At 74.3% G+C, this 12,494-nt stretch carries 12 protein-coding genes; 6 read left to right on the top strand and 6 right to left on the bottom strand.

What is annotated here, in order from left to right; genetic code table 11:
• Positions 1-52: 52 nt before the first annotated feature.
• The 5 genes from OG295_RS17370 to OG295_RS17350 all read left to right on the top strand — a co-directional run bounded on the left by OG295_RS17370 (position 53) and on the right by OG295_RS17350 (position 5,554).
• Complete coding sequence (locus OG295_RS17370; protein WP_371677685.1) at positions 53-595, top strand: bacterial proteasome activator family protein; 543 nt, start codon at positions 53-55, stop codon at positions 593-595.
• A gap of 677 nt (positions 596-1,272) precedes the next feature.
• The gene (locus tag OG295_RS17365) at positions 1,273-2,148 is read left to right on the top strand and encodes an NTP transferase domain-containing protein (RefSeq protein ID WP_371677684.1); all 876 of its coding nucleotides are present in this window, start codon (positions 1,273-1,275) and stop codon (positions 2,146-2,148) included.
• The gene (locus OG295_RS17360; protein ID WP_371677683.1) at positions 2,145-3,428 is read left to right on the top strand and encodes a molybdopterin molybdotransferase MoeA; all 1,284 of its coding nucleotides are present in this window, start codon (positions 2,145-2,147) and stop codon (positions 3,426-3,428) included. The genes OG295_RS17365 and OG295_RS17360 overlap by 4 nt, the downstream gene beginning before the upstream one ends.
• Positions 3,416-4,516, top strand: a complete 1,101-nt coding sequence (locus OG295_RS17355) for a TrkA family potassium uptake protein (protein WP_371677682.1) — start codon at positions 3,416-3,418, stop codon at positions 4,514-4,516. Before OG295_RS17360 ends, OG295_RS17355 begins: the two co-directional genes overlap by 13 nt.
• Before the next feature lie 60 nt (positions 4,517-4,576).
• Entirely contained in the window at positions 4,577-5,554 is a 978-nt protein-coding gene (locus OG295_RS17350; RefSeq protein ID WP_371677681.1) for an NAD(P)H-quinone oxidoreductase, read from the top strand.
• Between the two features lie 169 nt (positions 5,555-5,723).
• On the opposite strand, the gene OG295_RS17345 is transcribed toward OG295_RS17350, so the two are convergent.
• From OG295_RS17345 to pdhA, 3 genes are read right to left on the bottom strand one after another with little or no spacing between them, the layout of a single operon-like run.
• Positions 5,724-7,052 (bottom strand): dihydrolipoamide acetyltransferase family protein, encoded by a 1,329-nt coding sequence (locus OG295_RS17345; protein ID WP_371677680.1) that lies wholly within the window; start codon positions 7,050-7,052, stop codon positions 5,724-5,726.
• Positions 7,052-8,059: an alpha-ketoacid dehydrogenase subunit beta gene (locus OG295_RS17340; protein WP_371677679.1), complete on the bottom strand. Its 1,008-nt coding sequence runs from the start codon at positions 8,057-8,059 to the stop codon at positions 7,052-7,054. Before OG295_RS17340 ends, OG295_RS17345 begins: the two co-directional genes overlap by 1 nt.
• Positions 8,056-9,192 (bottom strand): pyruvate dehydrogenase (acetyl-transferring) E1 component subunit alpha, encoded by a 1,137-nt coding sequence (pdhA, locus tag OG295_RS17335; protein ID WP_371681220.1) that lies wholly within the window; start codon positions 9,190-9,192, stop codon positions 8,056-8,058. The genes OG295_RS17340 and pdhA overlap by 4 nt, the downstream gene beginning before the upstream one ends.
• 177 nt (positions 9,193-9,369) lie before the next feature.
• On the opposite strand from pdhA, the gene OG295_RS17330 reads away from it, so the two are divergent.
• Positions 9,370-9,957, top strand: coding sequence for an Lrp/AsnC family transcriptional regulator (locus OG295_RS17330; protein ID WP_371677678.1), 588 nt, complete (start codon positions 9,370-9,372; stop codon positions 9,955-9,957).
• Here OG295_RS17330 and OG295_RS17325 read toward each other — a convergent pair.
• The 3 genes from OG295_RS17325 to OG295_RS17315 are packed head-to-tail and all read right to left on the bottom strand — an operon-like array spanning position 9,944 to position 12,389.
• Positions 9,944-10,225 (bottom strand): hypothetical protein, encoded by a 282-nt coding sequence (locus OG295_RS17325; RefSeq protein WP_371677677.1) that lies wholly within the window; start codon positions 10,223-10,225, stop codon positions 9,944-9,946. The genes OG295_RS17330 and OG295_RS17325 overlap by 14 nt on opposite strands.
• A 41-nt stretch (positions 10,226-10,266) precedes the next feature.
• Positions 10,267-10,854 carry a TetR/AcrR family transcriptional regulator gene (locus OG295_RS17320; RefSeq protein ID WP_371677676.1) on the bottom strand — a complete coding sequence of 196 codons (588 nt, stop codon included), beginning with the start codon at positions 10,852-10,854 and terminating at the stop codon, positions 10,267-10,269.
• Positions 10,851-12,389, bottom strand: a complete 1,539-nt coding sequence (locus tag OG295_RS17315) for a 3-hydroxyacyl-CoA dehydrogenase (protein WP_371677675.1) — start codon at positions 12,387-12,389, stop codon at positions 10,851-10,853. Before OG295_RS17315 ends, OG295_RS17320 begins: the two co-directional genes overlap by 4 nt.
• Positions 12,390-12,494 lie beyond the last annotated feature (105 nt).

Genomic DNA, 12,494 nt, shown 5'->3' with positions numbered 1-12,494 from the left:
CCCGTACGGGGGCACACCGTGTGAGTAAGACGGTGTGCGAGAGAATGACGGCATGGAGATGCCGAGGAGTGAACGGTCGCAGGACAGTCCCCCGCACGTCCTGATCGTGGGACAGGACGGGACGGCGGTCGGCGGCGCCGATGACGAGTCGCGCGAGGTCCCGGTGACGGAGATGGTCGAACAGCCTGCCAAGGTCATGCGGATCGGCAGCATGATCAAACAACTCCTGGAAGAGGTGCGCGCCGCACCCCTCGACGAGGCGAGCCGGGTCCGGCTCAAGGACATCCACGCCGCCTCGGTGAAGGAACTCGAGGACGGCCTCGCCCCGGAGCTCGTCGAGGAACTGGAGCGCCTGTCCCTCCCCTTCACGGAGGAGGCGATCCCGTCCGAGGCGGAACTGCGGATCGCCCAGGCGCAGTTGGTGGGCTGGCTGGAAGGACTCTTCCACGGGATCCAGACGGCCCTGTTCGCGCAGCAGATGGCGGCGCGGGCCCAGCTGGAGCAGATGCGCCGCGCCCTGCCGGCGGGTGCCTCGCACGACGATGACGAGGACGGCGGCCCCCACGGCGCGATCCGCTCGGGCCCGTACCTGTAGGCACCCGCCGGACCCCGGGCAGCCGTGCCGTGCGGTCGCCGGGGCCGGGGGGAAACACCGCGGTCCGGAGGGGCTCCCGCGTACGTCGTGTACGCGGGAGCCCCTTCCGGCGCCGGGGGTCGCCACCGGGCGGCGGCAGCCGTACCGGGCCTGACCGGCAGTGGCCCCGCCCCGGACGACGGGGGCGCACCGCGCGCCCGTCGTCAGCGTGATGACCGCCCGTCAGGGCTCCGGGCCGCAGCGGGTGACGGCCGCCGCCACCCGCCACGGGCCGTGCCGGACAGCCGAACCCGCCCCCGGGCCGTCCCGATGACCTCACCACACTGCGCCGCCCGGCCGCTCCCGGCACGCCAAGAAGGCCACGGACCGGCCCACTTCGTACCCGCCGGGCCACTGGGGCGGCGCCGCGCGGCACAGTGCGGGAACGGCCCGCGCGGTGTCCGGCCCGGCCGGCACGAAGGTGCGGGAACGGCCCCCGCAGTGTCCGGCCCCCGGCCGGCACCGAGGGCCACCCGGCCCGGACGGCGCGAGGGAGCGGGTCCGTGCCGTGGCGTCCCGCACCGGGCGCCCGGCTCCCGGAACCCGGCACGCCCCGGAACCCGGCATGCCCCGGCTCCGCGTAAATCGCGCGTAAGGGCCCCCCTTCGCTCCCGCCCGGCCCGCCGCATACTCGGGGCATGACCTACGACGCCATCGTCCTGGCCGGCGGCGCCGCCCGGCGGCTCGGCGGGGCCGACAAGCCCGCCCTCCCCGTCGGCGGCCGTTCCCTCCTCGACCGCGTCCTGGCCGCCTGCGCGGACGCCACCGCCACCGTCGTGGTCGGCACGCGCAGGCCCACCGCCCGCCCCGTCCGCTGGGCCCTGGAGGACCCGCCCGGCGGCGGCCCCGTGGCCGCGCTGGACGCCGGGCTGCGGGCCACCACCGCCGAGCTGGTCCTCGTACTCTCCGCCGACCTGCCCTTCCTCGACCGGGACACCGTCCGGGCCCTGCTCGCCGCCGCGTCCGCCGGCCCCGGCGACGGGGCCCTGCTGAGGGACCCCGAGGGCCGCGACCAGCCCCTGGTCGCCGCGTACCGGGCCGAACCGCTGCGCCGCGGGGCGGCTCTGCTCGCCGCCGAGCACGGCCACCTCGGCGGACTCCCGCTGCGCGCGCTCACCGCCGAACTGCGGCTGGCCACGGTCACCTCGGCCGAGCCCCTCGCCTCCTTCGACTGCGACACCTGGGAAGACCTGGCGGCGGCCCGTGCCCGGATCAGGGAGCATGGAAGCGTGCTGGAGCAATGGATCACCGCCGCCAAGAACGAACTCGGCATCGACGTCGACGTCGACATCACCACCCTGCTCGACGTCGCCCGTGACGCCGCCCACGGCGTCGCCCGGCCCGCCGCCCCGCTGACGACCTTCCTGGTCGGCTACGCGGCCGCGCGCGCGGAGGCCGCGGGCGCCGACCCCGCCCAGGCCGTGGCCGAAGCCTCCCGCAAGGCCGCCGAACTGGCCCTGCGCTGGGCCGCCGAGGCCCAGCCCCCACACCCCGAGGAGAACGGCTCCGGATGACCCGTACCGACGCCGACAACGCCCTGGACGAGGCCCTTGCGCTGGTCAGCCGCACCCCCGACGGCGGCGGCCACCGCGCCGCGCCCTGGCAGCAGGCTCGGGAGACCGCCGCCCGCGCCGGCACGCTCGTCCGGGCCCGCACGCACCGGGTCGCCCTCGCGGACGCGCACGGCGAGGTGCTGGCCGCACCCCTCGACGCCCTCGGCGACCTGCCGTCCTTCGACACCTCCGCCATGGACGGCTGGGCCGTCGCCGGACCCGGTCCCTGGAACATCCGCCCCGGCGAGGGGGTCCTGGCCGGGGCCGAGCCACCCGCCCCCCTCGCCGACGGCGAGGCCGTACGGATCGCCACCGGCGCCCGGATCCCCACGGACACCAGCGCCGTCATCCGCAGCGAGCACGCCCGCGAGTCCGGCAGCCAGCTCTACCCGGCCCGGCCCGTCAGCACCGGACAGGACATCCGTCCGCGCGGCCAGGAATGCCGCTCCGGCGACCTGCTGCTGCCCGCGGGCTCCCTCGTCACCCCGGCCGTCCTCGGCCTCGCCGCGGCCGCCGGGTACGACGAACTCCTCACCCGGCCCCGCCCCCGGGTCGAGGTCCTGGTGCTGGGCGACGAGCTCCTCACCGAGGGCCTTCCCCACGACGGCCTGATCCGGGACGCCCTCAGCCCCATGCTCGGGCCGTGGCTGACCCGGCTCGGCGCCGAGGTCGTCGGCACCCGCCGGCTCGGCGACGACCCGGACGGGGCCGAGGCCTTGCTCGCCGCGGTCACCGGGTCCACCGCGGACCTGGTCGTGACCACCGGCGGCACCGCCTCGGGCCCCGTCGACCACGTGCACCCCGTCCTGGAGCGCGCCGGGGCCGAGCTGCTCGTCGACGGGGTGGCCGTGCGGCCGGGGCATCCGATGCTGCTGGCCCGCCTGGGCGACCGGACCGACGGGCGCCACGTGGTCGGGCTGCCCGGCAACCCCCTGGCCGCTGTCTCCGGGCTGCTGACCCTCGCCGAGCCGCTGCTGCGGGCCCTCGCCGGGCGCCGCCAGCGGCCCCGGTACACGGTGTCCGTCGAGGGCGACGTGCAGGGCCACCCGTACGACACCCGGCTGGTGCCGGTCCTGCTGACCGACGAGCACGCCGTACCGCTGCACTACAACGGCCCGGCGATGCTCCGCGGAGTGGCCGGCGCCGACGCGCTGGCCGTCGTACCGCCGCACGGCGTGCGGTCCGGGCAGGACGTGGAGGTCCTCGACCTGCCCTGGGCCTCGGGGGGATGTTTCACGTGAAACTGCACGGCGACGACGCCATGGCCCGGGACGCGGACGAGAAGCTCGTCTCGCGCCGGATCAAGCTCCCCAACCGTGTGGTCGAGAGGCCGCTGCGGCAGGTGGCGAAACGGCTGCTGATGGCGCTGTGCGTACTGTTCCTGACGGTCCTGATCGTCTGGCTCGACCGCGGCGGCTACCACGACAACGCCAACGAGGAGGTCGACCTCCTCGACTGCTTCTACTACGCGACCGTGACCCTGTCGACGACGGGCTACGGCGACATCGTCCCGTACAGCGACAGCGCACGGCTGATCAACATCCTGGTGATCACCCCGTTGCGCGTGCTGTTCCTGATCATCCTGGTCGGCACCACGCTGGAGGTGCTGACGGAACGCACCCGCGAAGAATGGCGGCTGCGCCGTTGGAGGAAGAACTTGCGTGAGCACACGGTCGTCGTCGGCTTCGGCACCAAGGGCCGCTCGGCCCTGCAGACGCTGCTGGCGACCGGCCTCCAGAGGGAGCAGATCGTCATCGTCGACCCCAGCGCCAAGGTGATCGACAGCGCCAACGCGGAGGGGTTCACGGGGGTCGTCGGCGATGCCACCCGCTCCGACGTCCTGTTGCGGGCCGAGGTCCAGAAGGCCCGTCAGATCGTCATCGCCACGCAGCGCGACGACACGGCGGTGCTGGTGACGCTGACGGCCCGCCAGCTCAACCGCGGGGCGAAGATCGTCGCGGCGGTCCGCGAGGAGGAGAACGCCCCACTGCTGAAGCAGTCCGGCGCGGACGCGGTCATCACCAGCGCGAGCGCGGCCGGGCGGCTCCTGGGCCTGTCCGTGCTGAGTCCGAGCGCGGGCACCGTGATGGAGGACCTGATCCACCAGGGCAGCGGCCTGGACCTGATCGAACGGCCCGTCCGGAAGGCCGAAGTCGGGCGCGGGGTGCGGGAGACGGAGGACCTGGTGATCAGCGTGCTGCGCGGGCACCGGCTCCTCGCCTACGACGACCCGCACGCGAGCCCCCTCCAGCTGACGGACCGCCTGATCACCATCGTGCGGGCAGCGCCTCCGACGACCCATCACGTCGCTCTCGGCCCGCCGGACTGACCGGGGAATCGGCCCGGACCGTACTGGGCGGGGCGCGCCGGGTCGCGTAGATTCCGGGCCATGCATGCGATCACCATCGAGCAGCCCGGCGGCCCCGAGGCCCTCGTCTGGGCAGAGGTACCCGATCCGGTGGCGGGCGAGGGGGAGGTGCTCGTCGAGGTCGCGGCGAGCGCCGTGAACCGCGCCGACGTCCTTCAGCGTCAGGGGTTCTACGATCCTCCGCCCGGCGCCTCGCGCCACCCGGGCCTGGAGTGTTCCGGGCGGATCGCCGCCCTGGGGCCGGGGGTGTCCGGCTGGTCGGTGGGCGACGAGGTGTGCGCGCTGCTGTCCGGCGGCGGGTACGCGGAGCGCGTGGCCGTCCCGGTGGGTCAGCTGCTGCCGGTGCCCGCCGGGGTCGACCTGGTGGCGGCCGCCGCGCTGCCCGAGGTCGTCTGCACCGTGTGGTCCAACGTGTTCATGGTCGCCGGGCTGCGTCCCGGCGAGACCCTGCTGGTGCACGGCGGGTCCAGCGGGATCGGCACCATGGCGATCCAGCTGGGCAAGGCCGTCGGGGCGCGGGTGGCGGTCACGGCGGGCGGCAAGGAGAAGCTGGACCGCTGCGCGGAGCTGGGCGCGGACGTCCTGGTCGACTACCGCGAGCAGGACTTCGTGGAGGAGGTGCGGGCCGCGACGGGCGGGGCCGGGGCGGACGTGATCCTGGACATCATGGGCGCGAAGTACCTGGCGCGGAACCTGGACGCGCTGGCCGTGAACGGCCGCCTCGCGATCATCGGGCTCCAGGGCGGGGTGAAGGCCGAGGTGAACCTGGGCGCGCTGCTGGCGAAGCGGGCGGCGATCACGGCGACCTCGCTGCGGACCCGGCCGCTGGAGGAGAAGGCGGCCATCGTGGCCGCCGTACGGGAACACGTGTGGCCCCTGATCGCCTCGGGCCGCGTCCGTCCGGTGGTCCACGCGACCTACCCGATGCGGGAGGCCGCCGAGGCCCACCGCGTCCTGGAGTCCAGCACCCACGTGGGCAAACTCCTCCTGACGACCTGACGACCTACGACGCCGTGCGGCGCGCCGGGCCGGCCGACTGGGCCGGCCGGCTGGGCCGGCCGGCTGGGCCGGCCGGCTGGGCCGGCCGGCTGGGCCACCTGACACGCGCCCGCCCGCTCCCCGGGACGGAACCCCGGGGAGCGGGCGGGCTGCTGCGAGCGAACGGCCCCTACAGCGCCCTCAGGAGCACCGCCGGGTTCTCCACGCAGTCGGCCACGTACCGCAGGAACCCGCCCGCGGCGCCGCCGTCGCACACCCGGTGGTCGAACGTCAGGGACAGCTGGACGACCTGACGCACGGCCAGCTCACCCCGGTACACCCACGGCTTCGGGATGATCCGGCCCACTCCGAGCATCGCCGCCTCGGGGTGGTTGATGATCGGCGTGGAGCCGTCGACCCCGAACACCCCGTAGTTGTTCAGGGTGAACGTGCCGCCCGTGAGGTCCGCCGGCGTCAGCTTGCCCGCCCGCGCCAGCTCCGTCAGCCGTGCGAACTCCGCCGACAGGGACTCGGGGCTGCGCGTCTGGGCGTCCCGGACGACCGGGACCATCAGCCCGCGCTCGGTCTGGGCGGCGAAGCCGAGGTGCACGGCCGGGAGCCGGACGATCTCGTTCGCCGCGAGGTCCACGGTGGAGTTCAGCTCGGGGTACTTGGCCAGCGCGGCCGTGCAGATCCGGGCCAGCAGGGCGAGCACCGAGATCTTCGGTCCGTCCACCGCGTTCATCGCGGCCCGGGCCGCCATCAGTTCGGTGGCGTCCGCGTCGACCCAGCAGGTCGCCTCGGGGATCTCGCGCCGGCTGCGCGACAGCTTCTCCGCCACGGCGCCGCGCAGCCCCTTGAGGGGGATCCGCTCGCCCTGTGCGGCGGCGGCCGCCGCCACGGGAACCGGAGCCGCCGCGGGGGCCGCCGGACGCAGCGCCGCCTCCACGTCGGCCCGCAGGATCAGGCCCTCGGGCCCGCTCCCGCGCAGCGCCCGCAGGTCGATGCCGTTGTCCCGGGCCAGCTTGCGCACCAGCGGCGAGATCACCGCCACCGGCCCGGCCGGCGCCACGGCCACCGCGACCGGCGCCACAGCAGCACCGGCACCGGCACCCGCACCCGCACCCGCACCCGCACCCGCACCCGCACCCGCACCCGCACCCGGCCGGATCCTGCGCCGCCGTGCCGGCCGCGAGTGGTCGGTGCCGTACCCGACGAGCACGTTCCCGGACCCCGACGGCGCGTCCGACGCCTCGGCCTCCGGCTCCGTCACCGACCCCACCGCGACGGTGATCAGCGGAGCCCCCACCGGAAGCTCCGTACCCTCCTCGCCGAAGCGCGCGGTGACCACGCCCCCGTAGGGACACGGCACCTCGACCATCGCCTTGGCGGTCTCCACCTCGACCACCGGCTGGTCGATCTCGACGACGTCGCCCACGGCCACCAGCCAGCGCACGATCTCCGCCTCGGTCAGCCCCTCACCGAGGTCGGGCAGCTTGAACTCCAGTACCTGCGGCATCAGTTCTCCCACTGCAGCCGGGCCACGGCGTCCAGGATCCGGTCCACTCCCGGCAGGTGGTGCTTCTCCAGCATCGGCGGCGGATACGGGATGTCGAAGCCCGTCACCCGCAGCACCGGCGCCTCCAGGTGGTGGAAGCACCGCTCGGCCACCCGCGCGGCGATCTCCGCCCCGGGCCCGCCGAAGCCGGCCGCCTCGTGAACCACGACCGCACGCCCCGTCCGGCGCACGGAGGCCACGACGGTCTCCTCGTCGAAGGGCACCAGCGAGCGCAGGTCGACGACCTCCAGGTCCCAGCCCTCCTCGCGCGCCGCCTCGGCCGCCTCCAGGCAGACCGGCACCGAAGGACCGTAGGTGATCAGAGTGGCGCTCGTGCCCGTCCGCCGGACCAGGGCCTTCCCGATGCCCGGGACCGCCGCCGGGGCCTCCGGCGACCACTGCGCCTTCGACCAGTAGAGCCGCTTGGGCTCAAGGAAGACCACCGGGTCGTCGCTCGCGATGGACGCGCGCAGCAGCCCGTACGCGTCCTCGACGGTCGCCGGGGTCACCACGTGGAGGCCGGGGGTGGCCGTGTAGTACGCCTCGGAGGAGTCGCAGTGGTGCTCGACGCCGCCGATGCCGCCGCCGTACGGCACCCGGATGGTGATCGGCAGCGGCATCGCGCCCCGGGTGCGGTTGCGCATCTTCGCGACGTGCGAGATGAGCTGCTCGAAGGCCGGGTACGCGAACGCGTCGAACTGCATCTCCACGACCGGCCGCAGCCCGTACATGGCCATGCCCACCGCCGCGCCGAGGATTCCGGCCTCGGCGAGCGGGGTGTCCGTCACGCGGTCCTCGCCGAACTCCTTCACGAGCCCGTCGGTGATCCGGAAGACCCCGCCGAGCGCGCCGACGTCCTCGCCCATGACGTGGACGGTCGGGTCCTCGGCCATCGCGTCGCGCATGGCCCGGGTCAGCGCCTGGGCCATCGTCGCGGGCTTGACCCCGGGCCGGGTCACCGTGCTCATGCGTCGTCCTCGGCTTCCAGTTCGGCGCGCAGCTGGTCCGCCTGCTCGCGCAGCCGGCCGGTCTGCTCCGCGTAGACGTGTGCGAAGAGGTCCATCGGATCGAGGACCGGGTCGGCGTTCATCCCCTCGCGGAGGGTGGCCGCCATCGCCTCGGCGGCGTCGCGGGCCTCCTGGATGCCCTGCTCGTCGAGGATCCCGCGGGCGGTCAGCTCGTTCTCCAGCAGCTGCACCGGATCGTGCGCCTTCCAGGCCTCCACCTCGGCGTCCGAGCGGTAGCGGGTCGCGTCGTCGGCGTTCGTGTGGGCCTCCATCCGGTACGTGACGGCCTCGATCAGGGTCGGTCCGCCGCCGGCGCGCGCCCGCTGAACGGCCTCGGTGAGGACCTCGTGGAGGGCGGCGACGTCGTTCCCGTCGACCAGCCGGCCGGGCATCCCGTAGCCCACGGCCTTGTGGGCCAGGGTCGGGGCGGCCGTCTGCTTGGCGAGGGGGACGGATATCGCGAAGCCGTTGTTCTGGACCAGGAAGACCACCGGGGCCTGCCAGACGGCCGCGAAGTTCAGCGCCTCGTGGAAGTCGCCCTCGCTGGTGCCGCCGTCGCCGATCATGGCCAGCGCGACGACCTCGTCGCCGCGCAGGCGGGCGGCGTGCGCCAGGCCCACCGCGTGCGGCAGCTGGGTGGCGAGCGGGGTGCACAGGGGGGCGATCCGGTGCTCGCGCGGGTCGTACCCGGTGTGCCAGTCGCCGCGCAGCAGCGTCAGCGCCTGTACGGGGTCCAGCCCGCGGGCCACGGCCGCGAGGGTGTCCCGGTAGCTCGGGAAGAGCCAGTCCTGCTCCTCCAGGACCAGCGCGGCCGCGATCTCGGCGGCCTCCTGCCCGACGGTGGACGGGTACACGGCGAGACGGCCCTGCCGGGTCAGCGCGGTGGCCTGCGCGTTGTAGCGGCGGCCGCGCACCAGCTCGGCGTAGTACCGGCGCATCAGCTCGGGGTCGAGGCCGGCGGCCGCCTCGGTGCCCAGCACCCGGTAGGGCTCGGGGTCCGGAAGCAGCGGGGCGGCCTCCGTACGGGGCCTCCAGGCGGGCGGCGGGGTGGCACGGTGGGACGCACCGGCACCGGGCAGCTCTTGGACCGTCATGGCGGCGTACACCTCCTCGTGGGAAGCGGGCAGGGACGCCTCGGGTGTGAGGCGCCTCACCTACCGATTGTTCGGTCGCCGACGCAATTTGGCTACAGGCGGCTCCAGGCTGTGGACAAAGTGGCGGCGGACCCCTGGGATGGGTGCAGGACGTCCAGGAGAGGGAGGCAGTGGCCAATGCCGGATGAACAAATGGCCGGAGCGGGCTCCGCACCGGTCCCGCCGGGGAGCGCCCCGGGGGTCACACCGGTACCGGCTGCCCCGCCGCGCGCCCTGGATCCGATCGACCGGTCGATCATGCGGCTGCTCCAGGCGGACGGCCGCGCGTCGATACGTTCGGTGGCCGAGCAGGTGCACGTCTCCCGGGCCAATGCCTACGCCCGGATCAACCGGCTGATCGACGACGGGGTGATCCGGGGGTTCACGGCCCGCGTGAACCACGAACGCGCAGGTCAGGGCGCTTCCGCGTATATCACCCTGAAGATCGTCCAGAACTCCTGGCGGACGGTGCGCGAGCAGCTGCGCGAGCTTCCGGGCGCGGCCCACATCGCCCTGGTCAGCGGGGATTTCGACGTCCTCCTGCTGGTCCACACCCCGGACAACCGGACCCTGCGCGAACTGGTCCTCACCCGCCTCCAGGCCATCCCGGAGGTCCTCTCCACCCGCACCCTGCTGGTCTTCGAGGAGACGGACCTCCTGGACCAGGGCCCGAACCAGCCCCCCGCCACGGGCCCGCCCGCGCCCCAGACGCTCAGCGAGGACTGAGCGCGTTCCCCCGCCCGACGGGCGGCCATACGGGGTCCCCGCCGGGCCACTCCGCGTCCGTCGGCGTCACGATCAGCCGCCCGTCGACCACCGCCACCGCCAGATCGGGATCCGCGGCGGCCGCCATCGCGGCGAACGCCCCGGGCGGGGTGCGGTCCAGCGGGAAGACGAAGTGCGGGGCGAAGGCCGTGCCGTACTCCTCGTCGTACGGGTCCCCGTCGGTGTCGACCGTGAAGTTGGCCCGCCAGGCCCCGGCGGCGGCGCCCACACGAAGACGCCCAGGAACCCGGCGCCCAGCAGCGATACGGATTACCGCACCGTGCGCAGGCCGTCCAGGGCCATGCTGACCACGGCGTCGGCCAGCTGGTCGGGGGTGGTGCCCGGGTGCGGGCGGTACCACTCGACCAGGGAGTTCACCATGCCGAAGAGCAGGCGGGTGGCCAGCCGGATGTCGACGTCCGCGCGCAGGTCCCCGTCGGCCGCGGCGGCCTTGAGGAGGTCGGCCACCTGGTGGTCGAACTCGCGGCGCCGCTCCAGGGCCCAGCGCTCGGTCCGGGTGTTGCCGCGCACGCGCAGCAGGAGGGTGACGTACGGCAGCTCGGCGACCAGTACCTCGACCGTCCGGCGCGTGACGTACTCGACGCGCGCGACCGCGGACCCCCGTACCGCCCCGGGCTCCTCCAGGACCGCGAAGAGCCCGTCCAGGGCCCGGCTGACGGCCCGGCGCAGCAGCTCCTCCTTGCCCGCGACGTGGTGGTAGATGGAGGACTTGGAGATGCCCGCGGCCTTGGAGAGGTGCTCCATGGAGGTGCCGTCGTAGCCGCGCTCGTTGAAGACCTGGACCGCGACGGTCAGCAGCGTCTCCGGGGTGTACGTGTCCCGCCTCGCGGTGGTCATCCGGTCTCCTCCGCCTCGTCCGCCTCGTCGTCCCCGCCGTCGGCGCCTTCCGCGTATCCGAGCTTGAACAGGGCCAGCGAGGGCGCGTAGCGGCCGCCCGGACAGCGCTCGTCCAGGTGGTGCAGCAGGTCGTACGCCCAGTCGCGGCCGAGCCGGTCGTGCCATTCGGCCGGGCCCAGCGGGTAGTTGACGCCGAGCCGCATCGCGGTGTCGATGTCCTCGGCGGTGGCCACGCCGCGCGCCAGGGCGTCGGCGGTGAGGTCGATCAGCATCGCGACCGTCCGGGCGACGATCATGCCCGGGACGTCGCCGATGACGGAGACCTGCTTGCCGAGCCGCTGGAAGAGGCCGACCGCCTCGGCGAGGGTCCGCTCGGTGGTGTCCTCGCTGGCGGAGAGCGCGATCCGGGTGGCGCCGCGGTAGTCGAGCGCGAGGTCGAAGTAGACGACGTCGGCGAACTCGACCGCGGTCTTGCCGTCCGCGAGCACCAGCTGGCCCTCCCCCGGCAGCTGGATGTACGGACCCCCGTGGCCGGTGGCCGTCACCGCGATCCCGGCCTCCTCCAGGAGCTCCGCCAGCTGCGCCGCGGGACCGAGGTCGCCGACGATCGTGACCTTGTCCGGCGCCTCCTCGGGGCCGGCCGTGTGCGGCGCGGGCACCTCGGCGCCCTCCCCGTACGGGAACCAGCCGTGCCCGGACTTGCGGCCGAGGCGGCCCGACTGGACCAGCCGGCGCTGCGCGAGCGAGGGGGTGAACTTGGGGCTCCGGAAGAACGACTCCCAGACGGACCGGGTGACGGCCTCGTTGACGTCCTGGCCGATCAGGTCGGTCAGCTGGAAGGGGCCCATCTTGAAGCCGCCGCTCTCGCGCAGGACGGCGTCGATGGTGGCCGGGTCGGCGCCCCGCTCCTCGTACACCGCGAAGGCCTCGGCGTAGAAGGGGCGGGCGATCCGGTTGACGATGAAGCCGGGGGTGTCGGCGCAGCGGACCGGCGTCTTCCCCCAGCTCAGGACCGTGTCGTACGCACGCTCGGCGGCGGCCGGATCGGTCGCGAAACCGCTGACCACCTCGACGAGCGGGAGCAGCGGGGCCGGGTTGAAGAAGTGCAGGCCGAGGAAGCGGCCGGGGTGGGCGAGGCCGGCGGCGAGCTCGGTGACGGAGAGCGAGGAGGTGTTGGTCGCCAGCAGGGCGTCCTGCGCGACCACCCCTTCGACCGAGGCGAACAGGGCCCGCTTGACGGAGACGTCCTCGACGACCGCCTCGATGACGAGCGCCGCGTCCGCGAGGGCGGCCAGGCCGTCGGCCGCACCGATCCGGCCGATCGCGTCCTCGGCCTCGGCGCGATCCAGGCGGCCCTTCGCGGCCATCCGCTCGACGCGCTCGCGCACGAGGGCGGCCCCGGCGGCGGCGAGGTCGTGGTCGATGTCGTGGATCAGCACGCGGTGACCTGCGAGAAGGGCCACCTGGGCGATGCCCTGTCCCATGGTTCCGGCGCCGATGACCGCCACAGTGCCGGACCGCTCGATTGCTGTCATGTCCTGATCCTCCCGCACCGGGTTGTCCACAGGTCCGCCGGGCCCTCTTGTCCCGACCGATCGTTCGGTTACTCTAGCTCCAGTCTGCTCTTCTTCACCCGCCCC

It is taken from the genome of Streptomyces sp. NBC_01276 (genome assembly GCF_041435355.1).
GTDB lineage: Bacteria > Actinomycetota > Actinomycetes > Streptomycetales > Streptomycetaceae > Streptomyces.
The sequence above is the reverse complement of the archived record's forward strand: the minus strand, read 5'-3'. Positions and strand labels throughout refer to the sequence as shown.

Bases quoted from the DNA above. Each gene is read 5' to 3' on its own strand.
- OG295_RS17350 (WP_371677681.1), top strand. From the start codon at position 4,577: ATGCATGCGATCACCATCGAGCAGCCCGGCGGCCCCGAGGCCCTCGTC.
- OG295_RS17370 (WP_371677685.1), top strand. From the start codon at position 53: ATGGAGATGCCGAGGAGTGAACGGTCGCAGGACAGTCCCCCGCACGTC.
- OG295_RS17320 (WP_371677676.1), bottom strand. From the start codon at position 10,854: ATGACCACCGCGAGGCGGGACACGTACACCCCGGAGACGCTGCTGACC.
- OG295_RS17330 (WP_371677678.1), top strand. From the start codon at position 9,370: ATGCCGGATGAACAAATGGCCGGAGCGGGCTCCGCACCGGTCCCGCCG.
- OG295_RS17355 (WP_371677682.1), top strand. From the start codon at position 3,416: ATGTTTCACGTGAAACTGCACGGCGACGACGCCATGGCCCGGGACGCG.
- pdhA (WP_371681220.1), bottom strand. From the start codon at position 9,192: ATGACGGTCCAAGAGCTGCCCGGTGCCGGTGCGTCCCACCGTGCCACC.
- OG295_RS17340 (WP_371677679.1), bottom strand. From the start codon at position 8,059: ATGAGCACGGTGACCCGGCCCGGGGTCAAGCCCGCGACGATGGCCCAG.
- OG295_RS17315 (WP_371677675.1), bottom strand. From the start codon at position 12,389: ATGACAGCAATCGAGCGGTCCGGCACTGTGGCGGTCATCGGCGCCGGA.
- OG295_RS17365 (WP_371677684.1), top strand. From the start codon at position 1,273: ATGACCTACGACGCCATCGTCCTGGCCGGCGGCGCCGCCCGGCGGCTC.
- OG295_RS17345 (WP_371677680.1), bottom strand. From the start codon at position 7,052: ATGCCGCAGGTACTGGAGTTCAAGCTGCCCGACCTCGGTGAGGGGCTG.
- OG295_RS17360 (WP_371677683.1), top strand. From the start codon at position 2,145: ATGACCCGTACCGACGCCGACAACGCCCTGGACGAGGCCCTTGCGCTG.